The organism is Sinorhizobium alkalisoli (assembly GCF_008932245.1).
GTDB lineage: Bacteria > Pseudomonadota > Alphaproteobacteria > Rhizobiales > Rhizobiaceae > Sinorhizobium > Sinorhizobium alkalisoli.
In genome coordinates this window covers 619,059-643,435 of record NZ_CP034909.1, presented here as the reverse complement: position 1 = coordinate 643,435, position 24,377 = coordinate 619,059, and the positions used below count along the sequence as shown (strand labels likewise).

Below are 24,377 nucleotides of genomic sequence, written 5' to 3'. Positions count from 1 at the left end.
GTCGGCGGTGGCTCGAAACCGTTGCTGCCAGGATCCGGATGCCCGTTACCTGATCGTCTGATTGGCTGCGACTGGAGGAACAGCCGATGAAGCAAGATTTAATGGAAGGGACCTTACTGAGTTCTGTCCGCCAGATGAACTTTTCGTAATGTTGGCAAGACATGCCGGAGAATTGGCCTCTTTCACGGCGCGCAAACCGCTAACGGCTGATCGCATTTGCTTTTCGCACAGCCGGATACCGTTGCCGAAACACCTTCAGGATCGCATGAGCTTGTCCAGTCGTGCCTGCTCCTCGTCGGAAAGTGGCGCTCCCGCCGTCCGGCCACCACGGCGGCGCGCAGCGAAAAAAATGGTGCCTGCACCGACGAGCAGCAGAACGACCGGCATGCCCCAGAGAATCAGGGTCTTGGCCCCGAAGCGCGGTTTCAGGAGCACGAAGTCGCCATAGCGCGACACGATATAGTTAATCACCGCCTCATCGCTGTCGCCGTTCTTCAGGCGCTCGCGCACGAGCACTCTCAGGTCCTTCGCAAGTTCTGCATTGGAATCGTCGATCGACTGGTTTTGGCAAACCATGCAGCGCAGCTCCGCGGAGATCTCCCGCGCCCGCGCCTCGAGCGCGGGGTCGGCAAGCACCTCATCCGGATTGACCGCGAGAGCCGGTCCGAGGGACGCCAGGCAGAGGCAGAGCGCGAGAAGGACGCGGATCATTCGGCAGCTCCCGCAGCGAGTTGGGGTGACTTCCTGGCGCGCGACGGGGCGCCGACTCGCAGGCGGCGGTCGCTCAGGGAAACGAGACCGCCAGCCATCATGATCAGCGCCCCCCCCCAGATGCACAGGATCAGGGGTTTCCACCAGATGCGTACGACAATGCCGCCGCCGGACATTTCGTCGCCGAGCGAAACATAGAGCTGGCTCAGACCGAAGGTCCTGATCCCGGCTTCCGTGGTCGGCATCCTGCGGGCCGAGTAAAGGCGCTTGGACGACCAGATCTCGTTGAGTTGGACACCGTCGCGGCTGACGGTGAAGTGTCCCGTATCTTCCGAATAGTTCGGGCCGCGCCCCTCTCGCATGCCGTCGAAGCGCAACGTGTAGCCGCCGGCATCCGCCAGCATTCCCGGCTTCATTTCCGCCACGGTCTCCGTCCCATAGGCCGTAGCCGCAACGATGCCGATCAGCGTGACGCCGAGGCCGGCATGGGCGAGCGCTGTGCCAAAGACCGAGCGCGGCAGGCCGAGAAGGCGCCTCAGGGCGATGCGGCCCGCGACCTTGCCAAGCCCGGATCGAAGCACGAGATCGGTCATCGCCCCGAGCACCAGAAAGGCGCCGAGGCCGATGCCCAAGGGCGCAAGAAGCGGCCCGCCGCTTTTCGCATAAGACATGACTGCAGCGGCCAGAATGCCCATGGCGGCAGCGACGAAGAGCCGTTGAGCGGCGCCGGAGAGGTCACCCCGCTTCCATGCGAGCAGCGGCCCGAAAGGAACGACGAAGAGCAACGGCAGCATCAGGAGACCGAAGGTCATGTTAAAGAAAGGCGCACCGACCGAGATCTTGTCGCCGGTCAAGGCTTCCAACAACAAGGGATAGAGTGTTCCGGTCAGCACCGTCGCAGTCGCCGTGGTCAGAATCAGGTTGTTGAGGACGAGCGCGCCCTCGCGCGAGATCGGCGCGAATAGCCCACCCGCCTTCAGATGCGTGGCGCGCAAGGCGAAGAGCGCGAAGGCGCCGCCGATGAAAATGACGAGAATTGCCAGGATGAAGACGCCACGCGTCGGATCGGTCGCGAAGGCATGGACCGATGTCAGCACGCCCGAACGCACCAGGAAGGTGCCGAGCAGCGAAAGCGAGAAGGTGAGAATCGCCAAAAGCACGGTCCAGATCTTCAGCGCTTCGCGCTTTTCCATCACGAGGGCGGAATGAAGCAGTGCGGTACCGGCAAGCCAGGGCATGAAGGAGGCGTTCTCGACCGGATCCCAGAACCACCAGCCGCCCCAGCCGAGTTCGTAATAGGCCCAGTAGGAACCCATGGCGATGCCCGCCGTCAGGGCCGTCCAGGCGGCGAGCGTCCAGGGCCTTACCCATCGTGCCCATGCCGCATCGATCCGCCCCTCGATCAGGGCCGCGATAGCAAAGGAGAAGCAGACGGAAAAGCCGACATAGCCGAGATAGAGCAGCGGCGGATGGATTGCGAGGCCGATGTCCTGAAGGACCGGGTTCAGGTCCCTACCCTCACCCGGGGCTGGGACGAGGCGGGCGAAGGGATTGGACGTAAGCAGAATGAAAAGGGTGAAGGCCGTGGTGATCCAGGCCTGCACCGCAAGTACGTTCGCCTTCAATGTCGCCGGCAGGTTGCGGCCGAATAGGGCGACGAGCATGGAGAAGAAAACGAGGATCAAAAGCCACAGGAGCATCGAGCCCTCGTGGTTTCCCCAAACGCCCGAAATCTTATAAATCAAAGGTTTCAGGGAATGCGAGTTTTCCCAGACGTTCCTGACCGAGAAATCGGACACGACATAGGCAAAGGTCAGCACCGCGAATGCGAAGACGACGAGCAGGAAGGAGGCGACCGCGGCGCCTCCCGCCAATTCCATCATGGATTGGTCACCGCGTTTTACGCCCAGGATCGGCAACACCGCCTGGACGATCGCCGTTGCAAGGGCCAACACCAGCGCGTAGTGCCCGAGCTCGATGATCATTTGATATTTTCCTTCCCGCCAAGCGTGACGCCCTGCGCCTGCAGCCGGTCCGCCACATCCTTCGGCATATAGGTCTCGTCGTGCTTCGCCAGCACCGTATCGGCAACGAAGACGGAGCCGCCGGCAACGAATGCGCCCTCCGCCACCACACCTTGCCCCTCGCGGAAGAGATCCGGCAGGATGCCCGTATAGGTCACGGGCACCGATGCGAGCGTATCGGTGACGCTGAAGGTGACCGTCTTGCCCTCGCCGCGCTTGACGGAGCCCACCTCGACCAATCCGCCGAGCCGGATGCGCGTCCCGGGCGCAACACTGGTCTTCTCCAGATCACCGGGAACATAGAAATAGGCCACCGCCTGGCTGAAGGCAAACATGACGAGCAGCACCGCGGCGGTGAGGAACCCAACGCCGCCCCCAATGATTGCCAACCGCTTTTGTTTACGCGTCATTCTTGCTCTCCGCCGGCATCGAGGCCGAGTTCCCGCCCCACAGACAGCAACTGCTTGCCCTCATCGCCCTTGGCCGGGAATTCCTTCAGACCTTGCCGTAATGCATCCTCGGCCTTGTCTCTTTGATCGAGCACAACATAGGACCGGACGAGGCGCAGCCATCCCTCGAGATTGGCGGGATCGTCTTTCAGCCGCGCCGCCAGGCTATCGACCATGCCGCGGATCATCGCCTGCCGGTCGCCGGCGTTCATCTCTTCGGCGGCCGCGATGTCATCGGATGTCGGGTCTGCGGGCGCCGCGCCGCCGTCGGCCGGCTTTCTGTTCGCGAGCTCCGCGATGTGCTGGGTGACCAGCGGCAGCCAGGGCGCATCGGCGGGCGAAGTGTCGGCGAGCTTGCGGAACGCTGCGAGTGCGGCAGCCTGCTTTCCTTCCTGTTTCAAACCCAGCGCCAGATAGAATTCCGAACGCGGATCATGGGGATCGAGCGCCAGCGCTTTTTTCAACGCGTCCTGGGCTTCCGCGGTGACGAGCCCGCCGGACTGAACGATCAGGGCTTCCGCATAGCCGCCTAGCCGCGCCGCCGTCGGGCCGACCAGTCGGATCGCTCGCTCATAGGCGGCAGCCGCGTCGTCCACGCGGCCGTTGCGCATGTAAATCGGCGCCAGCACATCCCAACCTGCGCCATCCTCAGGGTTGACGGCGAGATGGTTCTCGGCCTTGGCAATCAGAATGTTGATGTCCTCGCCGGGATTTGCCAGCCGCTCGGCCAGCGGCTGGGCCGGCACGCCCGGACTGCCAGTCGTCAGGTAAAGTCCAAGCCCAACGGCCGGCAGGCAGAGAAGGATGAAGACCTGCGCCATCCGGTTCGAAAGAACCTGCTTCGGCACGCTTCGGGCCGGTTCGTCGGCTGCGCTCGCCGCAAGCAGCCGGCGCGCGATCTCCGCCCTCGCAAGTTCCGCGTCTTCCTCGCTGATCAGCCCGGCCCCGCGATCCCGCTCCAACTCCTCGAGTTGGTCGCGGTAGACTTCAATGTCATGGCTGTGGGCAGACGGGAGCGGCGAAGCCGCCCGCATCAGCGGCAAGAGGAGCACGATAGCGACAGCCGCCGTCAGGGCGGCGACGAGAATCCAGAACAACATGATGGGGAAATACTATGCGGGCCCTGTCATTCCAACTCGAAAACCGGAAATGACGGAGATTTGAGGCGTTTCGCCGCAAGGACCTATCCGGAGCCGTTCGGCCCGGAGATCCCGAGCGCGAGGAGCGGAGTTCCGTCGATGACCGCCTCAGGTCAAGGGCGTCCAGCTTCCGTCGCTGTTGCGGCACGCCGCACCGTGCGCTTTCGTCGACTGCCCCCTGACGGTGACCGTGTGGCTGTACTGGCGGCAGTTCTGCGAGCCGACCTGATAGGGAGCGGCGGCAACTACGGAACCGCTCACGCCCTGCCCTTCCCAGAGGACCGGTTGGCCACCGGGTGCTGCTTCCAGGGCGCGGTATTCCGCCTCCAGTGCCCTTTGCCGATCCGACTTGCCGAGATCGACGCCGGAAAGGCGCGCGATGATCCCACCCTGTAGTGCCTCGATATAGGTCGACGACGACACGCTGCGGGTCGTGGTTGGGGCGAGAGCGGCGGCTGCGGTCCCGCGCGATCCGCTCGAAGTAGCGCAGCCGGCAAGCGTCACGGCCGATGCGACGATTGCGATCCTGCCGCCCGAAGCAAGGGCCTGCCCAAATTCTGCGCCAATCCTCATGATACGCGACTACTCGTTCTCGAATTTACTGGCGCCGCCCCGATGGGAACGGCACGAACAGGTTTTCTTTTTGCACCCCTCCACCGCCCGAGGCAACCGCACCCGGTGTCGACTGCGATATTTTCGGTTACCGGTGTGACCGCCGGATCACGATGCGTTGTTTCCGGAGAAGCCGCATTTCGGACGAACGCCCGCTGTCCTCGCCGCCCGGATTGCCTTTCGGGGGACCTCCCTAGACCGCGACCGGCAGAAGAAGCTTGGCGCGCAAGCCCCCCTCGTCGCGACGGCAAAGCTCCAGGCTGCCCTGATACTCGCCCACGATCTCGCTCACGATCGAAAGCCCGAGCCCCGTTCCGGGCTTGCTCTCGTCGAGCCTCTTGCCGCGCTTCATGGCCAGAGCGATCTGGTCCGGATAGAGGCCGGGGCCGTCGTCTTCGATCTGCAACACGACCCATTCACGACCCGGTTCCTTGCTGCGTTCTTCCTCGGAGGCCGGCTTGACGCTCAACCAAACATGGTCGCGCGCGTATCGCGCAGCATTTTCAAGTAGATTGCCAACCGTTTCTTCGACATCCTGCTGCTCCATGGCCAGCACCAGCCCCGCCGGATGAACTGACAGGCTGAATTCCTTCTCCGGATTGAGGCGCCGCATCACACGGACGATCCTTTCGAGCGCCGGCTGAGCTTCGGTCCGCGCCAGGACCGACCCGCGCTGCGCCGCGATTCGGGCGCGGCTCAGATAGGATTGCACCTGTGTCTGCATCGCATCCGCCTGCATCCTGATCAACTCGCCATGCGGCACCTCCAGCACCCGCGCCTCGTTGAGTAGCACGGCGATCGGCGTCTTCAGCGAATGAGCAAGATTGCCGACCTGCATGCGCGCGCGCTCGACGATGCGGCGGTTGCTGTCAATCAACGCATTTACCTCATTGGCGAGCGGCTGGATTTCGCGCGGGAACGCCCCATCCAGCCGTTCGCTCTCGCCGGTGCGGATCTTCTCGAGCGAGCGGCGCACCTGGTCGAGCGGTTTCAAGCCAAAAAGAATCGTCAGGGCATTCATGCCAAGGCCGCCGAGGCCGAAGATGGAGAGCGCTATCGTCAGGTTGCGGGTGAAGCGATCGATGTCCGCCTCGAGCACATTGCGGTTGCCCGCCACTCGGAAGCGCGCCGCGTGGCCTTCAATGTCAAGAACCACCTCGGTTTCCGCCACTTCGACCTGATTTCCGAAAGGGTCCTCGGTGGTATAAAAGCGCTCGTAGCGTATGTCGAAGGGCACCTCGTCGACGCTGACGATCGGCAATTTCGCCGTGCCCAGCGAAGTCGACAGGAGGGGCGGCGTATTGAACTCGCCGATCGGCTCGACGATCCAGTACCAGCCGGTCTGCGGCTGCGAAAAGCGCAGGTCGCCAAGTTGCGGGCTGCCCGAGAGGGAGCCGTTCTCGCCGACCGAGATCGAGTTGATCACGTTATAGAGCTGCGCCCGCAAGAGGTCCTGAAAGCCGCGCTCCGATCCCTGCCTGTAAAGCGCGGAGATGACGACCCCGATTACGACCAGGGCAACGACCGCCCAGCCGGTCGATACCGCCAGAACGCGGGCCGTGAGGGATCTAATTGCCATTGCCAGGGGCTTGCATGCGATAACCGAGGCCGCGCACCGTCTCGATCAGGTCATTGCCGATCTTCTTGCGAAGCCGGCCGATGAAGACCTCGATTGTGTTGGAGTCGCGATCGAAGTCCTGATCGTACATGTGCTCGACGAGTTCCGTGCGGGAGACCACCTGCCCCATGTGATGCATGAGATAGGAGAGCAGGCGGAACTCGTGCGAAGTCAGCTTCAGCGCCACGCCGTCGACCGTCGCCTTCGATCCCTTCGTATCGAGACGCACCGGCCCGCAAATGATCTCTGAACTCGCATGCCCCGCGGCGCGGCGGATCAGTGCTCGGATACGGGCAAGCACTTCTTCGACGTGAAAGGGCTTGGCGACGTAATCGTCGGCGCCGGCGTCGATGCCGGCCACCTTGTCGCTCCAGCGGTCGCGCGCCGTCAAAATCAGCACGGGCATGAGCTTGCCGTCGCCGCGCCACTTCTCGAGCACGGTGATCCCGTCCATTTCCGGCAGGCCGATGTCGAGGATCACCGCATCATAGGGTTCAGTATCGCCGAGGTAATGGCCCTCCTCGCCATCGAAGGCCTGGTCGACGACATAACCGGATTCCTTCAACGCCTCGGCCAATTGCCTGTTCAGGTTGGCGTCGTCCTCGACAATCAGAATGCGCATCTCTCGTCTAAAGCCCCTTGTTCTTTGTGCGGGGCGCAGAAGCCTACATGGGGACCCTTACGGTCAACTTCTTCGGCCGCCCGCCATTGCCAGGGATTAGCACGGTCACGACGCACTTGCCATCGGATGTCGGTTGGGCGGAAAGCAATTCACCGCCCGTCTCAGCCACCACTTGCGCGGCTGCGACGCTGCAATCGCCAGCCGCACTGACGACAGCCGCAGGCACAGTGACGGCAGGCGGTGGGAAGCCTGCGAGGCCTGCGGCAAGCGCGGCTATGATTACTTGTGAAGACATGAATGCACTTTCGACTTGGGAAGCAACATGGAGGTTTTTTTATCCGATATAGGCTGAATGGCAAATGAATGCCCCCTCAACGCCGGTGCAGACCCGGCGCGTGGCGCACGGGTCACGCCTCCGACCCTGAAAAGCGATTCATTTGAATCCTTTGGCGGCCAATCATCAAAAATCACATCAGCCACTCCGCACACTGAAAGCGCCCTCGCTCATCTCCCAGCGTCGCGCGCCTTCGCAGACGCGCAAAGATCGCTGTAGCCTTTTGGATCTGCGCATCGAGCCTTTTCCCAAAATCGGGTACGACTTCCGGGCCGATGCGCCAGCGCTTCAAATGCTGTGGATATGGTCCGAAGTTAATCGATTTAAATATTCTTCAATCGTTTAAAAGATTTAACCCTCTGATTTACAAAGTTTTTGCCATGTGAAATGGTCCGCTCATTCCACCCAAATCATTCAGGAGGACCGGATGCAGTCAGTCGCGAACAAGTCGCCCGTAGCCACGCAATCCAGAATTCCGCAAATTTTGCTCGATCGTTTCGAGAGTGAATGGCGCGCGATGCGCACGGCGAAAGAAGCGCCGGAAAAGCTGGTCCCGCCAAGCGAATGACGCGGCACCCGGCGCCAAATCCGGGAGAAGCCAACTCGCATTCTGTACAAGCATCCGCCCGCCAAATGGTGGGCGGATGCTTTTTGTCAATTGATAAATTCGTGCTAGTCTTTTCGGATGCTGAGCGAGGAGATGGAAAAGCTGGCGCTGAGCCTGCCCGGAACACAGGAGAATGCCCATTTCGGCACGCGGGATTTCCGTGTGGGCAAACGGGTTTTCATGACCCTGCCCGAGGCCGGACGCGCGGTCTTCAAGTTCACGCCCGACCAGCAGCGAATGCTGCTGGAAACCGAACCCGGCGTCTGCGCCGCCGTCCCCGGCGGCTGGGGCGAGCGCGGCTGGACCTCGCTCTATTTTGTCGATGCCGACGAGGAACTCATTCGCCAGTCCATGGAAACCGCGTGGCGCAACGTCGCCCCGAAAAGCCTCGTCCGCAGGAACGGCGGCTACTGACGCGCGGCGCTAAACGCTGCAGCCGGCTACTCGGCCGGCTCGAGCCCTACCTCCAGTGGCCAGGTAACCAGGTAATCCTCATAGTCGTCGATATCGATCCCGTCCTCGGCAATGCTGCGTCCGCGCACGGAAATGCCGGCAGCATGCACGGTTTCCGGATCGCCGGAAACGAGCGGATGCCACCAATAGAGCCCGCGCCCTTCCGCAATCAGCCGATAGCCGCAGGTCGGCGGCAGCCAGCTTATCTCGCGCACGCGCTCCGGCGTCAGCTGAATGCAGTCCGGAACCGTCGCCTGTCGGTTTTCGTAGTCCTTGCACCGACAAGTCTCGCCATCGAGAAGCGTGCAGCGAACCGACGTCCACGCGATTTCGCCGGTGTCCCAATCCTCTAGCTTGTTGAGACAGCAGAGCCCGCAGCCGTCGCAAAGGCTTTCCCACTCCGCCTGGGACATCTCTTCGAGGCTCTTCGTCTTCCAGAAAGGCATTTCGCCCATAGCGTCACACTTCCATCAATACACGCCGACATGGAAAATTCGCAGAAAATTGCCGGTTTTTTAAGGCCGGCGGCGCGATATGCAAGTAGATTGGAATTTGGCGCCATGCAAATATTGGATGGGGCAGGATAGCGTCGGGACATGAAAGACCGTGCAGGAACCGAGGAAAGAGGACAACCGGCCAAAGGCGCGACACATCTTCCTCCGGATCGATTCTTGGATCGATTCGACGGTGTGGAATGCCGGGTTCCGCCTTGCCGAATGGTGGGAGGACACCACCATCTTCTCCCGCCGTTTCCGCGTGCGCGGCTGGAAACGGGCGCTTTTCGAAGTTCTCGGCGAGGGCATGACATGGGGGACCGCTGGCTCGGTAGTGATGCTCGCGCTCGCCCTTCCGGCCTTCGAGGAAACCAAAGGCAATTGGCGCGCCCAGGGCGATTTTGCCGTGACCTTCCTGGACCGCTACGGCAACGAGATAGGCCATCGCGGCATCATCCATGAGGATTCCGTCCCGATCGACGAACTCCCGGACCATCTCATCAAAGCGGTGCTGGCGACCGAGGACCGCCGGTTCTTCGAGCACTGGGGCATCGATTTTCTCGGCCTCGCTCGCGCCATGACGGAAAATGCCCGGGCTGGCAGCGTCGTCCAAGGCGGCTCTACCTTGACCCAGCAGCTTGCCAAGAACCTGTTCCTGACGAATGAGCGGACGATCGAACGGAAGGTCAAGGAAGCCTTCCTTGCCGTCTGGCTCGAATGCAATCTCTCGAAGAAGGAAATCCTGCGCCTCTATCTCGACCGCGCCTACATGGGCGGCGGCACGTTCGGCGCGGCGGCGGCGGCTCAGTTCTATTTCGGCAAGGCGATCACGGACATCAATCTTGCCGAGTCCGCCATGCTTGCGGGCCTCTTCAAGGCGCCTGCGCGCTATGCACCGCACGTCAACCTGCCGGCTGCGCGCGCGCGCGCCAACGAGGTCCTGACCAACATGGTCCAGGGCGGCCTGATGACGGAGGGGCAGGTGCTCGCCGCCCGCCTCAACCCGGCGACGATCATCGATCGCGCCCAGGTCAAGGCGCCGGACTTCTTCCTCGACTGGGCCTTCGACGAGGTGCAGCGCATCGCCGCTCCCTTCGCGCAGCATTCCCTGATCGTCAGGACCACGATCGATATGGGCCTGCAGGCGGCCGCCGAGGAAGCGGTAGAATCGGGCCTCAGACAATATGGCGAAACCTACAAGGTGAAGCAGGGCGCCCTCGTAATGATCGAACATGGCGGCGCCGTCCGCGCGATGGTCGGCGGCCGCGACTATGGCGAGAGCCAGTTCAACCGCGCCACCCGCGCCCTTCGCCAGCCGGGCTCGTCTTTCAAGGTCTACACCTATGCGGCCGCCATGGAAAAAGGCATGACGCCGGAGACGGTGGTCGTCGACGCGCCGATCACCTGGCGCGGCTGGTCGCCGCAGAACTACGGCCGCAGCTATGCCGGCCGTGTGACGCTGATGACGGCGCTGGCGAAATCCATCAATACGATTCCGGTCCGGCTTGCGAAGGACAAGCTCGGCACCGAAATCATCGCCGAAACCGCCAAGAAGATGGGCGTCGAGACACCGATCCGCACCGACAAGACCATGCCGCTCGGCACCTCTGAAGTAACGGTGCTCGACCAGGCAACGGCCTATGCCGTCTTTCCGGCAGGAGGTTTCCAGTCGCGGCGCCACGGCCTCAGCCAGATCCTGAATTATGACGGCGACATCCTCTATGATTTCGTGCGCGACGCACCGCCGTCCGAGCGGGTCTTGAGCGAAGAAGCGGTGTCCTCGATGAACCGCATTCTCACGCAAATCCCGGTCATGGGGACGGCCCGTAGGGCTGCGCTTGACAACGGCATCGTGACCGGCGGCAAGACCGGAACGACCCAGGCCTATCGCGACGCCTGGTTCATCGGATTCACCGGCGACTACACGACGGCCGTTTGGTTCGGTAATGACGATTACACCTCCACGGAAAACATGACCGGCGGCTCGCTGCCCGCGATGACATTCAAGCGGCTGATGGACTATGCCGAACAGGGCATCGAGCATCGCGACATCCCCGGCTTTGAAGCGCCGGTGGCCGTGGCGTCGAAGAAACCGGCCAAAGCCGGCGACGCTAGCCGGGACGAAAACGCGCTGCCTCCGCTCATCCGTCCGCGGTCGCTTTCGTCCGGTGCGACGCGGATGCTGAAGACGATCGGCGAAGCACTGGAGCATGCACTTCCACTCAAACCCCGGGAAAAGGCCGGCGGCAAGGTTGCGACGCTCGAAGCGCCGGGCGAAGCTCTGACGCGGCAACTGACAACCAATTCGACGGAGAACTGAGTTGCGGAAAACCGAACTGACGACGACAGGTGGGTTCCCTGAACATGGACCCAATGGACAGATCGCAAGGACAAAAGAATCAGCTGCCGGTTAGCCAACACATTTTCAATAGAGTCTCCTCTTGTTCCGAGTTCCCCTCCTCGTCGCCGTCGCACTTGCCGTCGCCTTTGGCGGTGGCATCGCTTCGTCCGTATGGGCGCTGAGGGCGACGGTCGGTTTCGGCTCCATTGCCATAGGACCATGGGTGGCGTTTCCGGCGGCACAGACGGCCTCTGCCGACCCCTATGCCAAGGCGCACCGAGCCCGTACCGGCGAGCTGCTGTTCGGCAGCGCGGAGGGGCTGATGTTCTCGGCGGCGACCGACGACAGCGGCGAGCGGCTCTCGGCGGGTTGTTCCTACGACATTTCCGGCATCACGCCGCCCACTCGTTTCTGGACCCTCTATGCGACGACCGCCGATGGGATCACGCTGCGGCCGAGCCCGGACCTCCCCTCGGCGATCAACTCCTGGACGGTGCTCCGCGCCAGGGACGGCCGCTTCGTCGTCCACGCCTCCCCCGTTGCCAAGCCGGGCAACTGGCTGGCGCTTCGGCATGTGGGCAGTTTCCGGCTCGTATTGACGCTGCTCGACACGCCGACGGCCGGCTCGTCGGGGCTGATCGATCTCGACATGCCGAAGATCGTCAAGACCGGGTGCGGCAATGCGTAGCGTCCTCTTTGCCATCCTCGTGGGGCTGTTCGGTGCAGCCCTCCTGCACATTGTGATCGTCCTGGCACTGCCGCAATTCACCGGCCGCGACGCCTACACCCGCGTGCTGGACCTTCTGGAAATGGACAGTTTCTTTCCCCTTACGGCCGAGCCCAGCCCGACCGGCTTGCGCAGCGGCAATCCGTTTCTTCGAACGGCCGTCTGCAGTTTCTCGGTCGCGGATGCACCGACCCGCTTCATTGCCCGCGGTCCCGTTCCTTTCTGGTCGCTCTCCGTCTTCGACAGCGGCTCGAACGAAGTGTTCAGCATGAACGACCACACCGCCGTCAACGGCAATCTCGATCTCATCGTGGCAACGCCGATCCAACTGGTGGAACTGCGCAAGTCGCCGCCGGAGGAATTGACCCAATCGATCATGATCGAGATGAAAGACGAGGAAGGCTACGCGGTTCTGCGCGCGCTCGCCCCTTTTGACAGCTTCGAGGAACAGGTCCGCGATTTTCTGAGCGACTCCAGCTGTCAGCTCTTTCGGCGGTCATGACGACTCGGAAAGCTCGATGCGCAGACCTACTGTAACGGGTCGTATCGGGCTTTGCACGCCGGACGCTCGGCGCCGTGGGGGGATTTCATCGGGTGGGGAGAGACAGCGAGCATTAGCCCCGCCGCCAGCCTCTGCGAACGGTCATCCGCAGTCAGGTTCTTACTGTTTCTTCGCGTGCTTGCCTGCCGGAGCACTCGGCTGAGGCCCACGACCGTCGAGGCGCTCATAGCGGATGCCGGTGAAGAACAATACTTTGGCACTGCCCGATGTCACCGGGCGCCGACGCGGTCGTTTGACCTTGCGGTCCTCCATTCTGATTACGTCTGCCATGCTCGTCTCCATATTTCCACGAGACGGATGAACTACCGTACAGATTTCACCCTGCCCGCTGCGGGCTGGCGCGGTCCCGGTGACGACCGGTCAGACACGCCGTTCTCACTTTCTCCTTCTTCCGGTTCTCCCGGATTTCGTCCGCTTCGGAGCATCAGATGCGAGACCCGATAATAGCCGGCCCGCTCCGATTGAGCCATAGCCCTATTTAACTATGTCTTAATCCGGTGCGCGCCTTCGTCTCGCGTCACCAGCCTTGGGCCAACTTCGAATTGGGGGGCGCTGGAGCGCGTCCGCGCGTCAGCGTTTCTCAGCGTCTTGCAAGCACGCCGAACAGGAAGGCGACGCCTGCAACCGTCAGGAGTGTGGAAATCGGATCCTCGCGGACGCGCTCTCGCACCCGCTCCGTCATGAGTTCCGCTTCTCCCTGCACGACTGCCTTCGCTCCGCTTCCGATGGCCGATACAGTCTCGGTCAACCGGGCGATCTCGGTCCTGAGATCCGCAATCTGTGCTTCGAGTTCCGCCTGTGCATCCGCCGTCCGATTATCCGCATCCAATTCGGAGTCCACTGCCGCCAGCTTTTCTTCCGCCATCACGTCCGCTCCTTCCCTTTTGCGCGATGTCAACGCGTCGAAGCGCGGATTGGTTCCCGCGAAATCACAAGGCAGAGCGGACCGACAAAGGGAGCGGACAACACCGCCCGCCCCCCAATCGGCGTTCAGTCGATTTCACACGCGAAGTCGTCTATCTCGCATTCACGAACGGTTCTCATCTCTGATTCGCGTCGGATCTCGTATCGCGACTGTTCCCGCTCGCGACGGCGGTTCTCGAAGAAATCCTCGTCGGCCCTGCTCTCCCATTCGTCGTCGCCGCGGCGACGATCCCGGTCCCAATCTGGACGCGCCTCTCGACGTTCCCAGTCACGCCGGTGACCGTCGTCAACCCGATCCCGGCGCCAGCGGTCACGATCGCGGTAGAATTCGCGGCCGCGGTAGTTGCGATCCCAATAGCGGTCGAACTCGAAGACAATGGTGGGAATTCCGAGGGGTCGATAATATTCCGGTTCCACATGCACGCGGTTGCTGCGATAGACCGCTTGCACATAGCGGCCTGCGACCCAGCCTCGACCGCCGTAGAAGGAAACATCGCACCAGGGCCGATCCGCCAGACAGCCGTGGATTTCCAACGAATTACCAGCTGGTATCACGGTCACGGCCGGATAGCGGGTGCTCGGCCCCGAGCGCATATTGACGTTGGCAGTTGCGATGCCTCCGGCCGCCTCGGCGATCGCCGGCATGAAGAGCAACGCGCCGAGAGCCGCTGCCCGCAGGAAGGGATGCTTCACAGATATTTCTCCCTTAAGAAGACGATGGGCCTTCTCCGTCGGCAGGCCCGAAGGCCTTTCACCGTCCGGGGAATGAAATAGCGCCGCTTGTGGAGTTTTTGAGGCGGAGGCGGCACTTGCCGCCATTGCATCCCGCCACCGCAACGCCGCAAGCCTGAATAAAGCTCCAACGTCCATAGTTAATGCTACGCTAACGTTTTCAGTTTACTTTTTGAGACGTGTGCCGTTCCGAACCATCGGCAATGGCCTGCATTGCGTGCAAGGATTTGTCGTGACGGATCGGTTTCGTGAGTTGGAAAGGCCGCAAAAGGGCCGACTGAAGGACGTCGTGCTGATGGCGACCGTCACCAGCTTCGAAAGCCTTCGCAAACCGCGCCGGTCCGAAATGAGGCAATTCGCCGAACTGTTCGAACCACTTTTCCTCGGCTCCAGCGAGGAGGCGCGCCGGCAGGCGGCGGCGGCTCTTTCGCAATGCGACCATGTCCCGGAAGCCGTTGCCCTTCTCATCGGCAGCATGCCGATCTCGGTTGCTGCAAGCTTCCTCACCCGTTCGAAGGCAGTTTCGGATCGGATGCTCATCTCCATCATCCGCAAGCGGGGCCCGGCCCATGCGAGCGCAATTGCTCGCCGTGACGATCTCTCCGCTTCCGTGATCGACGCCCTGGTCGAGCACCATAAGAACGCAGCTGCCTCCGTGCAGACCCGCGAGTTGACCGGCCCGGCGCCAGCAGTTGCGCCTTCCCCTTCAGTGGACCGGACCGCAGTCGACCGCGTCGCGCGCGAGGACAAGCTGCGCGACGAAATCAAGGCGCTGGCTCGCACCGGATCGAATACCGCCGCTCCTTCCGAGCTTCCGGCAATCGACGAGGTCCACCAGGCACTGCTCGTGCGGTTTGCGCGAACGGGCGAGACGGTGCTCTTCGCGAATGCCCTCGCCGACATGCTTGGGGCAAGCGACTCCCTGGCCGAGCGGATCCTGTTGGATGTTTCCGGCCAGCAATTAGCCACCACGCTTGCCGCACTGGACTTTCCGTCGTCCGACATGGCGTCGCTGCTGGCCTGCCTCTACCCGCATCTGGGGGACAGACTCGGCGGCGGCACGCGCGCGGATGCGCTGATCAAAGCCCTGGACCTGCGGGCGAGTGTCGAGCACGTCAAGTCCTGGCTGCGTGCCGACGAACCGGGTCCGCAGAGTCTGGCGCGGCACGAAACCCACTTCGCGGACAATCGAAGGCCGGACCCGCGTCGACAGGACGCCCACCCGTCGGCTGCCGACCGCGACGGTATCGAGCAATTCAGGCGGACCTTCGGCCGGCGCTGAGGGGGCCGGGACACTGCCGCATCTCGGTTTGGCGCATGTCTCCTTGGATGGTCCTCGGTTGAGATAAACGTGCAGCATTGCAGATCGCTGTGTCAGCTTCGCACGTCCTTTCGGACGACGGACGCTATAGGTTTTTGAAGCCACGCATCGTTGTTTTCCGAAGGTCTGTCATTCAAGCCTATGCGCTAAGCGAAATCTACGCCCGTCAGCGATCAGCATCGCTGACAGTTTCGAGCAGGTCACTGCAATCCTCGATCTCGATCTCGACGACCCAGCAATCCGGATCGAAGCGGATCTCCGACGATAAAGTGCTGTCGATCGTCTCTGCCTCGACGTCCCGCAGCCGAATCTCGAACCGGCGCGCCGTATCGCCTTCGTCTTCGAAGAAATTTTGCGGGGCCGGCGCGTAGAGCGTCTCCCCACCCAGACGGGTGCGCTGCCGGACGAAAATCGCACCCGCCTCTTCCGCCCCCTTGCGCAAGACCGCGGCGTAGCCGCCGAGCGCAAACACGCGGCGCATGAGCGAAGAGACGAAGATGTGGGACTTCAGGCGCATGCGAGGCTGATACACGCGGCAACAGTAAGATGCAAACGAGGGAGTTGGAGCCTATCGGCTCCTTATGCACGCTCTTCCAAAGCCGCCATACGGCTCTACAGCGCCCCGCGTCCAATCAGACCACAATTCATGCTGGAAGTCAGAGTGGCTGCATGCATCAAAGCGCGCCGATTTCCTTCAGCTTCTTGAGGACCTTGGCGCTTGGCTCACCCGTCTGCGGCAAACGGTAGTGCTTCTCGAAGTGGCGGATCGCCGCCCGCGTCTGGTCGCCGGCGACGCCATCGACGACGACGTCGGCGTAGGCGAGATTGCTCAAGCCCCTCTGGATGTTCATGACCAGTTCGCTCGATGCGGGAACCCCGGCACGCGTCACGAGCGTCTGCTCCTCCTCCGCTTTGCGGATCGCCGCCGCGACGGGATCGGTGTCCGCCGGCGCCGTCTTCGGATCGGCATAGGGGCGATTATCCGGAACTGTAACGGCCGCGGCTCCGGCTTTGCCGAACACAAGGAGGTCCGCGAGAAGTTCGGGGCTCACCGCGCCGGTCTCCGTTCGGCCGGCCTGTTTCTCAAATCGCACGATCGCCGCCGCGGTTTTCGGACCGCTGCGGCCATCCGGCGCATCGTCATAGAACCCTAGCCGCACCAATTCCTTCTGGACTTCGGCGACGAGCGCCGAATCGACGACGCCGCCCGTATCGCCGGCAGCCTCGGCTTCAGGGCGCACGGATCGCTTCGCCGACGACGTTCCGTCAGCAGCGATCGCATCCTCGACCTTCTCCGGCTTTGCCTCGCCTTCGCGCTCAATAACGAAAGTCGTTACGCGGCGCGGCTCGACAGCCACGCCGTTGGCAGCAGCAAGACGTTCCGCGACCTCCGCACTGACCAGCGGGACACGCGTGTGCAACAGCGGCGAGGGATGCGTGCCCTGCTGGTACCATATGGCATTTGCTGCCACGAAGCTGAAGGCCACCATGAAAGCCGCCGAGCCTCCGGCGCCGACGGGATGGCGCGCGACCGCCCGCCCGGCAAACACGATGACGCGACCCAGGCCGCGGCCGGCGAGTGCCAGCCCCGTGAGCGCGAAACCCTGCTGCGACCGTGCCGCCCTCTTCCGCTCAGGCTGTTTTCGCTTGCGCGGAGCCATGTCCCCCTTCCTTGCTCGTTCTCTCGCTCCTGGACGCAGCGGCGAGTGCCTGTCCCGGAGCGCTCCTGTCTTCGCCACGCACCCTGAGTTTCGGCGGGAACTCCACCGTAACGGGAGAGCCCGCCTGCTCGCGCTCCGCAATTCCTGAACCATCGCAGGGAATGGAGGTAATGACGACCGTTCCCCTGCCCTCGGCGCTGCGGATGGAGAAACTGCCGCCATGCAACTCGACCAGCCCCTTCACCAGGGAAAGCCCGAGGCCAGTCCCTTCATAGCGGCGCGTATAATCATTCTGAATCTGGACGAAAGGCTGGCCCAGAAGTTGGAGCTTGTCTTCGGCTATGCCGATGCCGGTGTCGCTGACGGTCAGCTTCAGCGCTGCGCCGTCTCTTTCCGCGTCGATCGTCACCAGCCCGCCGCAGTCGGTGAACTTGATCGCGTTGCCGATAAGATTGATCAGGATCTGCTGAAAGGCGCGCTGATCGGCATTGATCTCACCCACTGCGCGCGTCACGCGGCTCGTCAGCCTCACGCCCTTTTCCTGCGCCTGGTGCGAGAGCATCGCTTCGCATGCGGCGATCGCATCTGCGACCGGGAAGGGCTCCGGCAACAGCTCGTAACGGCCGGCCTCGATCTTGCTCACGTCAAGCATCGTATTGACGACAGATAGAAGATGCGTCCCGGAACGATGAATCAGCGACACATATTCACGCTGCCGGTCATTCTCCAGCTTGCCGAAATACTCTCCGGCAAGGACATCCGAGAAGCCGAGTATAGCGTTCAGCGGCGTGCGCAATTCGTGACTCACTGCCGCCAGGAAGCGCGTCTTCGCATCGTTCGCCGATTCCGCATGCGCCGCCTTCTCGGTGGCCTCCTCCCGCAAGCGGGCCTCGTCGGAGACGTCGCGTGACTGGGCGACGATCGCCACCAGACGCCCCTCGGCATCGCGCAGGGGCGCCATCTCGCAGTGCATATGCACGAACTGCGCGCCTTCGGCCCTCACCGAGGGCCGTTCCAGCCGGATATCAACCGCGGAACGCCCCCCGTCCTGGCGCAGTGCATCGATTGCCCTGAGGAAGGTGAGGCGATCGGACACGTGGATCTGCTCGAGGAACCCGCGGCCGCGAGGATCTCGCAGCAAGTTCAGGTGTTCGGCCGCGTCGCGACCGTGAACCGACAGGACATTGCCGCGCGGATCGTGCACAGTGACGAGACCGGCGAAAAGATCGTATGCGCCCGACAGATCAGGCGTGGCGCCGGCGAGGGACGCCTCGGCCCCGACGGACACATATGCGTTGCGTCCACCGACCAGGGCCGCGGCTGCCGCCAGAAGCGATGCTGACGCCCAGAGCGCCGTTCCCGCAGGCAACGCCGCGGAAACCGGCAAGACTGCCATCAGGGCGAGTGGCACGATCGGCAGAGCGGTCAAGGAAACCGCGGCGACGGCGCGCAGACGCCGGAGGTCACGATCAGCGACGGCGGATCCGTTCGAACGGCGCAGCATTCGAGGTGCGGCCGCCTTATCCAAGCGGGATGCCCACCTGCCAGCCATGTCACGCAATACGCTCACGCCATACCCTGCCGTCATTGTTGTTTTGCGAGGCGCTTCCGGGGCCCTGCCGCGTTTTGCCGGGCCGGTGTCCGGCGCACCTCTTTATGCTTCGAATCTCGCATTCCCGACTTAATGAAAGAATAAGCGCGTATCCCGAAAGGCCCGCGGAAACGGCGGAAATTTCTCGATTTGAAGCAATTCCACCGAGCTTTATCTGTTGTGGTTAACGGGGCGTAAGCAGCGGATTTTGGTGGATTTTCCGGTTCTTGTTAACCAATTGGGCAAGGCGTGACGGTGCTGAGGCCCGCAGAGCCGACAATTGCCTCGTGCGGTTCGCCACGAAGCTTAACGGCGATCGTTAAAATGCGAGACATCCGGTTGCATCGCACGTCAAAATTGTGCACTTTCTTAAAATTCGAGACAAATCCAACCGGTTTTTGAAAACCAGCCTTGTGATTCCCGTTCTACGGTCGATCCCGTGACATGAGCGGAATGCAGATGGCCCCGAACATGACGCAAGGATGGCTTGATCGATGATGCCGAAAGCGGCAAATTCCGACAAGCGAACAGAGGATAGTCGGACCATGTGGTTTCTCGTAAAGGCGACATTCTGGTTTTCGCTGGTGCTGGTTCTTCTTCCGTTCCTCGATCCCTCGAGCAGGGCAAAGCTCGACAAGGGGCCGACGATCGAGATCGGAGACACCTTCTCCGCAGCCAACGAAGCGATCCGCTATGTGAGCGCGATCTGCGCGGAGAAACCCGATGTCTGCGCAAAGGGTACGGAAACCTTCGTCGCGCTCGGTCATCGCGCCCGTACGGGGGCGCGGATCGCCTATGAATTCCTGGACACCCAGTTTGCCGGGACGGATGCGGCACCCGATGCCATGGTCATGACCGGCACCGTTGGCCCGGTCGAAGATGACGCAACCGCAAAGACAGCGCATGAAGCCATGCCGGGCTTCAAGCGGATGCCGGTCCCGGAACCGCGTCTCCATCCGAGGGCGGCGGGCACCAGGTAACAGCCGCATTCGCAAGGCAATGTCGTGCCGGCTGGCGCGATGGACCGCGCCGCAGTCAGGCGTGGAGAACTGAATGGGCCTTGACTGTTCTCTTTGCGGCCGGCATCCCCTATATGAGGGATGGATCCCCGGCGAGCGGCCGAAGGATCGAGAGGAATCGCATCCTTCGGCGCGCGCAGAACGCCAATATCGGACGGGCCATGACTTCCCTTGACCAGATCATCGATGATTTCGCCTTCCTGGACGAGTGGGAGGACCGCTACCGCTATGTGATCGAGCTGGGCAAGGGTCTGCCCGATATGCCGGAGGCCTTGAGAACGAGCGAGAACAAGGTTCAGGGCTGCGCGAGCCAGGTTTGGCTGGTGACCGAAGCGGCGGGTGATCCCGAAGACCCGGTGCTCACTTTTCACGGCGAATCGGACGCCCACATCGTCCGCGGCCTCGTGGCGATCGCGCTCGCCATCTTTTCCGGCAAGCGCGCCTCCGAAATCGCCAGCATCGATGCTCTCGAGATCTTCGGTAAGATCGGTCTCATCGAACATCTGTCGGCCCAGCGCGCCAATGGTTTGCGCTCCATGGTACGGCGGATCAAGAGTGAGGCCGAGACGCGCCTGCCTGCGTGATGCCGTTGCACCTGCGCCAGCCACCATCCCGCGTCTGATACGACACGCGCCGCTCCTACTGCATGTAAATTGACCTCGATTCAAGGACATGCAGCAATTCAAAGTACTACAGCGACCTTTGCGCGTCCGATAGGACGCTCGGCGCTGTAGACTAAAGCAAAAAGCCGGACTGAAGCAGCCCGGCCTGAACTCGCAATATAAGCTTCACCGGCCGCAGCAATCGGCGCCGATTTGATAGAGCTCTTACTTGCCGCGACGCTTTCGACGCTGGCCGAGGCCCATCTCCTTGGCCAGACGCGAACGGGCTTCCGCGTAGGCGGGAGCGACCATCGGGTAGTCGGCGGGCAGGTCCCATTTCTCGCGATATTCTTCCGGCGACAGATTGTGGTGGGTCATCAGGTGGCGCTTCAGCGACTTGAAGGTGCCGCCGCATTCGAGGCAGGTGATCTGATCGTCCTGCACCGACTTGCGGACCGATACCGCCGGCTTCGGCTTCTCAACGGGAGCAACCACCGGCGCCGGAGCGGTTGTGTTGTTGAGCGCTGAATGAACGTCGGCGATCAGCGTCGGAAGCTCGGCAACCGGAACTACGTGGTTGCTGACATAGGCCGCTACAATTTCCGCCGTCAGCTCTACCAAAAGTTCGTTGCTCGTACCGAGCGTGGTTTCTGTCATCTTCTTCTCCTATCGGAACTCAGCAACATATCCTGAAACGACGTTTCAGGAGGAAACATGTTAGAAAATGCCGCCGAACTCACTTGCCATTTGAAACTGGACGGTCATTGCAGGGGAAGCCGGCTCCGCCGCAACATCAAGGCTCCGGTCGCGATTGGAAACGTCACCAAGGCGCCGAGCTGGCCTACGCCTCAAAGCAACAAGGAAGAATCACAACCCAAGCTGGAATTTCAGTTCAAAGTATTTATCAGCGACGACACTTTTCATATAGTGGATTAACACTGATCTAGGAAATGTCAAAACATAATTTTCATCTACCGCCAGCAAATCTATTCAAGGCCACTAATTTGGCCGTCACGCCCGAAATTGCCGGAAATAAAGGGACAGAAACGGCGCCGCTCAAAGGCCGCGCGCCTCTTCCTTTTGCGGCAGCTGATCTATCACCGATAGTCTCGACATCCTGTAACCTGCCTGATGCGCGGCCTTGGCCAGTAGATGCGCCGAGATCGGCGCCGTCAGCACGAAGAAAACAAAGGCTGCAAGCGCACGCGCGAAGATCGCGGGATCGAGCGAATGCAGCCCGGCGGCGAAAAGCAGCAGGCCGGAACCCACGGTGCCCGCCTTCGACGCCGAATGCATGCGGGTATACAGATCGGGAAACCGGACTATGCCGGCGGCGGCCAGCAGCGAAAACCCGGCGCCCACGACCATGATGAGAGCGACGAGCAGCGTAACGATGGCGTTGATCTGTCCGCCCATCAGCGTCCTCCTTTGCGTTTGCGGCGGTTCGGCCGTCCTGTCTTTATCGGTTTCGGAGCGGGCTTGGCGCCAGCTGACGCCGTCGGCATCCTGGCTTCGCGCTCCGGCGCCAGTCCGCGCGTCAGGATGAAGCGCGCCAGTGCGATGGTGGCGAGAAAGCCGACAAGTCCGAGGGCGATCGCGATATCGATATAGAGGCTGAAGCCGGTCTTGACGGCGATCACCGCGATGAAGCCGATGGCAATCGCCACCAGCATGTCGAGACCAAGCACCCGGTCCGGCAAGGTCGGTCCGCGGACGATGCGCACGAGCGTCACGAGCAGGGCAGCAGACAAGACCGCCAGGGAAAGGCTGGTGGCCGCATTCAGGATCCAATCGGAGATCATCGTTCGAAAGCCTCCCGAATGCGCCGTTCGAAGCCGCGCGAAATATCCAGTCGCAATGCGCCCGGATCGGCGCAATCCAATGCATGGACATAAAGCGTCTTGCGGTCCTCGGAGACATCCACGGACAACGTGCCGGGCGTAAGGGTGATGAGATTGGCAAGCAGGGAAATCTCGAAATCGCTCCTCACGGTGAGCGGATAGGCGAAGATCCCGGGCTTGAGCGCCATTTTCTTGCGGGTCACAAGGATTGCGACCTTGGTCGCGGAGACGGCAAGTTCCTTGAAGAACAGGGCAAGCAGAAGCGCCAGCCGCAAGGGTCTGATCGGATAGGTGACGGGCTGCAGTTCACGGCGGATCAGCCAGAGCGACAGTGCCCCCACAGCAAAGCCGAGCAGGAGGTTGGCCGGCGTGAAACTGGCGCTGATGGCGCCCCAGATGACAGTCAGGATCAGGTTGGTCGCCAGGAACTTCATTGCGGCCACCCTTCCGGAAAGACCGATTCTCCGTAGGCGGACGGATCGGCAAGCCCCGCCGCCGCCTCCTGGATCGTCGCAAGCAGTGGCTCAGGATAAAGGCCGAGTACCAAAGTCAGCAGGGTGAGGGCGGCAAGCGGTCCCAGCGTCGATGCGGGCAGCGGCGCCGTCTCGCCGACCGCTGCCGCTCCGTCGCGCCAATAGGCCAGCAGGAAAAGACGACCGGTGGCGATTGTGGTGAGGAAGCCGGCAAGCAGCAGGACCGCGGCGAGCCACCAGGCGCCGATATCGAGCGCCGCCTTCACCAGCATGACCTTTGGCCAGAAGCCGGAAAAGGGCGGCAGCCCGGAGACGGCGAAGCACAGCATCAGGCTGAGTGCGGCAAACCCGACATGACGGCGATAAAGACCGGCGAGCGTGACGATCGAAGCACTCGCACCGAGACGCATGGCGATGCCGGATGCGAAATAAAGCGCGGTCATGACGAGCATCGAATGCAGGGCGTAGAATATGGCGCCGCCGATGCCGCCCGGGCCGCCGACGGCAATGCCGGCGAGGATCGAACCGATTCCCGCGATGACAAGAAAGCCGAGCAGGCGACGGAAATCGGACTGGGCGAGCGCCCCGAGAACGCCGACGATCATCGTCAGGGAGCCGGCTACGGCAAGTAGCAAGCTCATTTCCTCCCGTTCAACCGGGAACAGCATAACCATGACGCGTATCAGCGCGTAGATGCCGACCTTTGTAAGCAGGCCCGCGAAGAGTGCCGAGACCACGACGCGCGGAGTATGGTAGGAGGCGGGGAGCCAGAAATTGACTGGGAATGCCGCCGCCTTCATGCCGAAAGCCAGGGTATAGAGCCCCGCCAGCGTCATCAGCGGAGCGCTGCTGCGCAGCCCCTCCGCCTTGCGCGCGATATCGGCCATGTTGAGAGTGCCGAAGATTGCGTAGAGGTAGCCGGTTGCGACCAAGAACAGCGTTGTCGCAACGAGATTGAGGAAGCCGTATTTCACAGTTCCGTCGATCTGCTCATGTTCCGAGCCAAGCACGAGAAGGCCGAAGGAGGAGATCAGCAGAACTTCGAACCAGACATAGAGGTTGAAGATGTCGCCTGTCAGGAAGGCTCCCGAGACGCCCGCCATTAGCACCATCAGCAACGGGTAGAAGCCGTAGCGCCGGCCGCTGTCGTTGATATCGGCGATAGAGAAGATGCCGGCGGCAAGTGCGACCAGAGCGGCGACGAGCGCAAAAAGCGCGCCCGTCAGGTCGGCCGTGAACGCAATCCCGAAGGGGGGAAGCCAGCGTCCCATGACCATGGTCATGGGACCGTTGCGCATGATCTCGAGGAGGAGCAGCGCGTCGATGCCCACCAGCCCGGTCAGCCCGACGATCGTGATCGCCGGATGGAGGCCGATATTGCGACGCATCATCACGAGGAGGGCTCCAAGCGTCAGGCACCAGGCGACGGGCAGGACCACCAGCCACTCGGCTGCGGTCGGCGGCGCCAGGACGAGGGCGGCGGAGAGGTCAACGGAGGGGGCGGTCGAAGCAGCCATATC

General features: G+C 62.2%; 29 protein-coding genes. 9 read left to right on the top strand and 20 right to left on the bottom strand.

Annotated features, from left to right (window positions below):
* Positions 1 to 255 precede the first annotated feature (255 nt).
* The 8 genes from EKH55_RS03140 to EKH55_RS03105 form a co-directional block, all read right to left on the bottom strand.
* Positions 256 to 711, bottom strand: coding sequence for a cytochrome c-type biogenesis protein (locus tag EKH55_RS03140; RefSeq protein ID WP_069460508.1), 456 nt, complete (start codon positions 709 to 711; stop codon positions 256 to 258).
* The gene (locus EKH55_RS03135) at positions 708 to 2,696 is read right to left on the bottom strand and encodes a heme lyase CcmF/NrfE family subunit (RefSeq protein ID WP_069460507.1); all 1,989 of its coding nucleotides are present in this window, start codon (positions 2,694 to 2,696) and stop codon (positions 708 to 710) included. Before EKH55_RS03135 ends, EKH55_RS03140 begins: the two co-directional genes overlap by 4 nt.
* Entirely contained in the window at positions 2,693 to 3,145 is a 453-nt protein-coding gene (ccmE, locus tag EKH55_RS03130) for a cytochrome c maturation protein CcmE (protein WP_069460506.1), read from the bottom strand. The genes EKH55_RS03135 and ccmE overlap by 4 nt, the downstream gene beginning before the upstream one ends.
* Entirely contained in the window at positions 3,142 to 4,284 is a 1,143-nt protein-coding gene (gene ccmI, locus EKH55_RS03125) for a c-type cytochrome biogenesis protein CcmI (protein ID WP_069460505.1), read from the bottom strand. The genes ccmE and ccmI overlap by 4 nt, the downstream gene beginning before the upstream one ends.
* A gap of 147 nt (positions 4,285 to 4,431) precedes the next feature.
* On the bottom strand, positions 4,432 to 4,896 hold the full coding sequence (locus EKH55_RS03120; protein WP_069460504.1) for a hypothetical protein: 465 nt from the start codon (positions 4,894 to 4,896) through the stop codon (positions 4,432 to 4,434).
* A 232-nt stretch (positions 4,897 to 5,128) separates the two neighbouring features.
* On the bottom strand, positions 5,129 to 6,514 hold the full coding sequence (locus EKH55_RS03115) for a sensor histidine kinase (RefSeq protein WP_069460503.1): 1,386 nt from the start codon (positions 6,512 to 6,514) through the stop codon (positions 5,129 to 5,131).
* The gene (gene feuP / locus EKH55_RS03110; protein WP_069460502.1) at positions 6,504 to 7,175 is read right to left on the bottom strand and encodes a two-component system response regulator FeuP; all 672 of its coding nucleotides are present in this window, start codon (positions 7,173 to 7,175) and stop codon (positions 6,504 to 6,506) included. The genes EKH55_RS03115 and feuP overlap by 11 nt, the downstream gene beginning before the upstream one ends.
* Before the next feature lie 43 nt (positions 7,176 to 7,218).
* Positions 7,219 to 7,470 carry a hypothetical protein gene (locus tag EKH55_RS03105; RefSeq protein ID WP_069460501.1) on the bottom strand — a complete coding sequence of 84 codons (252 nt, stop codon included), beginning with the start codon at positions 7,468 to 7,470 and terminating at the stop codon, positions 7,219 to 7,221.
* Positions 7,471 to 7,936: 466 nt separating this feature from the next.
* Between EKH55_RS03105 and EKH55_RS29295 the strand changes: the two genes are divergently transcribed.
* Positions 7,937 to 8,077, top strand: coding sequence for a hypothetical protein (locus tag EKH55_RS29295; RefSeq protein WP_165614750.1), 141 nt, complete (start codon positions 7,937 to 7,939; stop codon positions 8,075 to 8,077).
* Between the two features lie 117 nt (positions 8,078 to 8,194).
* Positions 8,195 to 8,530, top strand: a complete 336-nt coding sequence (locus EKH55_RS03100; protein WP_069460500.1) for an MmcQ/YjbR family DNA-binding protein — start codon at positions 8,195 to 8,197, stop codon at positions 8,528 to 8,530.
* 26 nt (positions 8,531 to 8,556) lie between these two features.
* Here EKH55_RS03100 and EKH55_RS03095 read toward each other — a convergent pair whose 3' ends face one another.
* Positions 8,557 to 9,024, bottom strand: a complete 468-nt coding sequence (locus EKH55_RS03095) for a YcgN family cysteine cluster protein (protein WP_069460499.1) — start codon at positions 9,022 to 9,024, stop codon at positions 8,557 to 8,559.
* A gap of 151 nt (positions 9,025 to 9,175) precedes the next feature.
* Here EKH55_RS03095 and EKH55_RS03090 point away from each other — a divergent pair, with 151 nt between their 5' ends.
* The 3 genes from EKH55_RS03090 (at position 9,176) to EKH55_RS03080 (ending at position 12,633) form a co-directional block, all read left to right on the top strand.
* A complete protein-coding gene (locus EKH55_RS03090) occupies positions 9,176 to 11,383 on the top strand; it encodes a transglycosylase domain-containing protein (RefSeq protein ID WP_151610961.1) in 2,208 nt (735 codons plus the stop codon).
* Between the two features lie 121 nt (positions 11,384 to 11,504).
* Entirely contained in the window at positions 11,505 to 12,092 is a 588-nt protein-coding gene (locus EKH55_RS03085) for a DUF1214 domain-containing protein (protein WP_069460497.1), read from the top strand.
* Entirely contained in the window at positions 12,085 to 12,633 is a 549-nt protein-coding gene (locus tag EKH55_RS03080) for a DUF1254 domain-containing protein (protein WP_069460496.1), read from the top strand. Before EKH55_RS03085 ends, EKH55_RS03080 begins: the two co-directional genes overlap by 8 nt.
* A gap of 159 nt (positions 12,634 to 12,792) precedes the next feature.
* On the opposite strand, the gene EKH55_RS03075 is transcribed toward EKH55_RS03080, so the two are convergent.
* From EKH55_RS03075 to EKH55_RS03065, 3 genes are all read right to left on the bottom strand, one after another.
* On the bottom strand, positions 12,793 to 12,963 hold the full coding sequence (locus tag EKH55_RS03075) for a hypothetical protein (RefSeq protein ID WP_165614749.1): 171 nt from the start codon (positions 12,961 to 12,963) through the stop codon (positions 12,793 to 12,795).
* 310 nt (positions 12,964 to 13,273) lie between these two features.
* On the bottom strand, positions 13,274 to 13,558 hold the full coding sequence (locus tag EKH55_RS03070) for a hypothetical protein (protein ID WP_069460494.1): 285 nt from the start codon (positions 13,556 to 13,558) through the stop codon (positions 13,274 to 13,276).
* Between the two features lie 125 nt (positions 13,559 to 13,683).
* On the bottom strand, positions 13,684 to 14,310 hold the full coding sequence (locus EKH55_RS03065; protein WP_151610960.1) for an SH3 domain-containing protein: 627 nt from the start codon (positions 14,308 to 14,310) through the stop codon (positions 13,684 to 13,686).
* A gap of 247 nt (positions 14,311 to 14,557) precedes the next feature.
* On the opposite strand from EKH55_RS03065, the gene EKH55_RS03060 reads away from it, so the two are divergent.
* Positions 14,558 to 15,631 (top strand): DUF2336 domain-containing protein, encoded by a 1,074-nt coding sequence (locus tag EKH55_RS03060; RefSeq protein WP_069460834.1) that lies wholly within the window; start codon positions 14,558 to 14,560, stop codon positions 15,629 to 15,631.
* A 205-nt stretch (positions 15,632 to 15,836) separates the two neighbouring features.
* On the opposite strand, the gene EKH55_RS03055 is transcribed toward EKH55_RS03060, so the two are convergent.
* The 3 genes from EKH55_RS03055 to EKH55_RS03045 form a co-directional block, all read right to left on the bottom strand.
* Complete coding sequence (locus EKH55_RS03055) at positions 15,837 to 16,187, bottom strand: DUF1491 family protein (RefSeq protein ID WP_069460492.1); 351 nt, start codon at positions 16,185 to 16,187, stop codon at positions 15,837 to 15,839.
* Positions 16,188 to 16,344: 157 nt separating this feature from the next.
* Positions 16,345 to 17,331, bottom strand: a complete 987-nt coding sequence (locus EKH55_RS03050; RefSeq protein ID WP_151610959.1) for a peptidoglycan-binding domain-containing protein — start codon at positions 17,329 to 17,331, stop codon at positions 16,345 to 16,347.
* Positions 17,303 to 18,883, bottom strand: a complete 1,581-nt coding sequence (locus EKH55_RS03045) for a sensor histidine kinase (RefSeq protein WP_151611936.1) — start codon at positions 18,881 to 18,883, stop codon at positions 17,303 to 17,305. The genes EKH55_RS03050 and EKH55_RS03045 overlap by 29 nt, the downstream gene beginning before the upstream one ends.
* Positions 18,884 to 19,467: 584 nt before the next feature.
* Between EKH55_RS03045 and EKH55_RS03040 the strand changes: the two genes are divergently transcribed.
* Complete coding sequence (locus tag EKH55_RS03040; RefSeq protein ID WP_151610958.1) at positions 19,468 to 19,902, top strand: DUF5330 domain-containing protein; 435 nt, start codon at positions 19,468 to 19,470, stop codon at positions 19,900 to 19,902.
* Between the two features lie 200 nt (positions 19,903 to 20,102).
* Positions 20,103 to 20,525 carry a SufE family protein gene (locus EKH55_RS03035; protein ID WP_069460833.1) on the top strand — a complete coding sequence of 141 codons (423 nt, stop codon included), beginning with the start codon at positions 20,103 to 20,105 and terminating at the stop codon, positions 20,523 to 20,525.
* A 243-nt stretch (positions 20,526 to 20,768) separates the two neighbouring features.
* Here the strand turns inward: EKH55_RS03035 and mucR are convergent, their stop codons facing one another.
* Positions 20,769 to 21,200 carry an exopolysaccharide biosynthesis transcriptional regulator MucR gene (gene mucR, locus EKH55_RS03030; RefSeq protein WP_069460488.1) on the bottom strand — a complete coding sequence of 144 codons (432 nt, stop codon included), beginning with the start codon at positions 21,198 to 21,200 and terminating at the stop codon, positions 20,769 to 20,771.
* A gap of 57 nt (positions 21,201 to 21,257) precedes the next feature.
* On the opposite strand from mucR, the gene EKH55_RS03025 reads away from it, so the two are divergent.
* The gene (locus EKH55_RS03025; RefSeq protein WP_192803739.1) at positions 21,258 to 21,479 is read left to right on the top strand and encodes a hypothetical protein; all 222 of its coding nucleotides are present in this window, start codon (positions 21,258 to 21,260) and stop codon (positions 21,477 to 21,479) included.
* Between the two features lie 120 nt (positions 21,480 to 21,599).
* On the opposite strand, the gene mnhG is transcribed toward EKH55_RS03025, so the two are convergent.
* The 4 genes from mnhG to EKH55_RS03005 are packed head-to-tail and all read right to left on the bottom strand — an operon-like array spanning position 21,600 to position 24,374.
* A complete protein-coding gene (gene mnhG / locus EKH55_RS03020; RefSeq protein ID WP_069460486.1) occupies positions 21,600 to 21,959 on the bottom strand; it encodes a monovalent cation/H(+) antiporter subunit G in 360 nt (119 codons plus the stop codon).
* The gene (locus EKH55_RS03015) at positions 21,959 to 22,345 is read right to left on the bottom strand and encodes a cation:proton antiporter (RefSeq protein WP_151610957.1); all 387 of its coding nucleotides are present in this window, start codon (positions 22,343 to 22,345) and stop codon (positions 21,959 to 21,961) included. The genes mnhG and EKH55_RS03015 overlap by 1 nt, the downstream gene beginning before the upstream one ends.
* The gene (locus tag EKH55_RS03010; protein ID WP_151610956.1) at positions 22,342 to 22,818 is read right to left on the bottom strand and encodes a Na+/H+ antiporter subunit E; all 477 of its coding nucleotides are present in this window, start codon (positions 22,816 to 22,818) and stop codon (positions 22,342 to 22,344) included. The genes EKH55_RS03015 and EKH55_RS03010 overlap by 4 nt, the downstream gene beginning before the upstream one ends.
* Positions 22,815 to 24,374 (bottom strand): Na+/H+ antiporter subunit D, encoded by a 1,560-nt coding sequence (locus tag EKH55_RS03005; RefSeq protein ID WP_151610955.1) that lies wholly within the window; start codon positions 24,372 to 24,374, stop codon positions 22,815 to 22,817. Before EKH55_RS03005 ends, EKH55_RS03010 begins: the two co-directional genes overlap by 4 nt.
* Positions 24,375 to 24,377: the final 3 nt, after the last annotated feature.

Coding starts and splice junctions, on each gene's coding strand:
- EKH55_RS03115 (WP_069460503.1), bottom strand. CDS start 6,514: ATGGCAATTAGATCCCTCACGGCCCGCGTTCTGGCGGTATCGACCGGC.
- EKH55_RS03080 (WP_069460496.1), top strand. CDS start 12,085: ATGCGTAGCGTCCTCTTTGCCATCCTCGTGGGGCTGTTCGGTGCAGCC.
- EKH55_RS03135 (WP_069460507.1), bottom strand. CDS start 2,696: ATGATCATCGAGCTCGGGCACTACGCGCTGGTGTTGGCCCTTGCAACG.
- EKH55_RS03105 (WP_069460501.1), bottom strand. CDS start 7,470: ATGTCTTCACAAGTAATCATAGCCGCGCTTGCCGCAGGCCTCGCAGGC.
- EKH55_RS03075 (WP_165614749.1), bottom strand. CDS start 12,963: ATGGCAGACGTAATCAGAATGGAGGACCGCAAGGTCAAACGACCGCGT.
- EKH55_RS03025 (WP_192803739.1), top strand. CDS start 21,258: ATGTTAGAAAATGCCGCCGAACTCACTTGCCATTTGAAACTGGACGGT.
- EKH55_RS03095 (WP_069460499.1), bottom strand. CDS start 9,024: ATGGGCGAAATGCCTTTCTGGAAGACGAAGAGCCTCGAAGAGATGTCC.
- EKH55_RS03035 (WP_069460833.1), top strand. CDS start 20,103: ATGACTTCCCTTGACCAGATCATCGATGATTTCGCCTTCCTGGACGAG.
- EKH55_RS03120 (WP_069460504.1), bottom strand. CDS start 4,896: ATGAGGATTGGCGCAGAATTTGGGCAGGCCCTTGCTTCGGGCGGCAGG.
- ccmE (WP_069460506.1), bottom strand. CDS start 3,145: ATGACGCGTAAACAAAAGCGGTTGGCAATCATTGGGGGCGGCGTTGGG.
- EKH55_RS29295 (WP_165614750.1), top strand. CDS start 7,937: ATGCAGTCAGTCGCGAACAAGTCGCCCGTAGCCACGCAATCCAGAATT.
- feuP (WP_069460502.1), bottom strand. CDS start 7,175: ATGCGCATTCTGATTGTCGAGGACGACGCCAACCTGAACAGGCAATTG.
- EKH55_RS03140 (WP_069460508.1), bottom strand. CDS start 711: ATGATCCGCGTCCTTCTCGCGCTCTGCCTCTGCCTGGCGTCCCTCGGA.
- EKH55_RS03015 (WP_151610957.1), bottom strand. CDS start 22,345: ATGATCTCCGATTGGATCCTGAATGCGGCCACCAGCCTTTCCCTGGCG.
- EKH55_RS03005 (WP_151610955.1), bottom strand. CDS start 24,374: ATGGCTGCTTCGACCGCCCCCTCCGTTGACCTCTCCGCCGCCCTCGTC.
- EKH55_RS03100 (WP_069460500.1), top strand. CDS start 8,195: ATGCTGAGCGAGGAGATGGAAAAGCTGGCGCTGAGCCTGCCCGGAACA.
- EKH55_RS03045 (WP_151611936.1), bottom strand. CDS start 18,883: ATGGCTGGCAGGTGGGCATCCCGCTTGGATAAGGCGGCCGCACCTCGA.
- EKH55_RS03050 (WP_151610959.1), bottom strand. CDS start 17,331: ATGGCTCCGCGCAAGCGAAAACAGCCTGAGCGGAAGAGGGCGGCACGG.
- ccmI (WP_069460505.1), bottom strand. CDS start 4,284: ATGTTGTTCTGGATTCTCGTCGCCGCCCTGACGGCGGCTGTCGCTATC.
- EKH55_RS03040 (WP_151610958.1), top strand. CDS start 19,468: ATGTGGTTTCTCGTAAAGGCGACATTCTGGTTTTCGCTGGTGCTGGTT.
- EKH55_RS03070 (WP_069460494.1), bottom strand. CDS start 13,558: ATGGCGGAAGAAAAGCTGGCGGCAGTGGACTCCGAATTGGATGCGGAT.
- mnhG (WP_069460486.1), bottom strand. CDS start 21,959: ATGGGCGGACAGATCAACGCCATCGTTACGCTGCTCGTCGCTCTCATC.
- EKH55_RS03010 (WP_151610956.1), bottom strand. CDS start 22,818: ATGAAGTTCCTGGCGACCAACCTGATCCTGACTGTCATCTGGGGCGCC.
- mucR (WP_069460488.1), bottom strand. CDS start 21,200: ATGACAGAAACCACGCTCGGTACGAGCAACGAACTTTTGGTAGAGCTG.
- EKH55_RS03055 (WP_069460492.1), bottom strand. CDS start 16,187: ATGCGCCTGAAGTCCCACATCTTCGTCTCTTCGCTCATGCGCCGCGTG.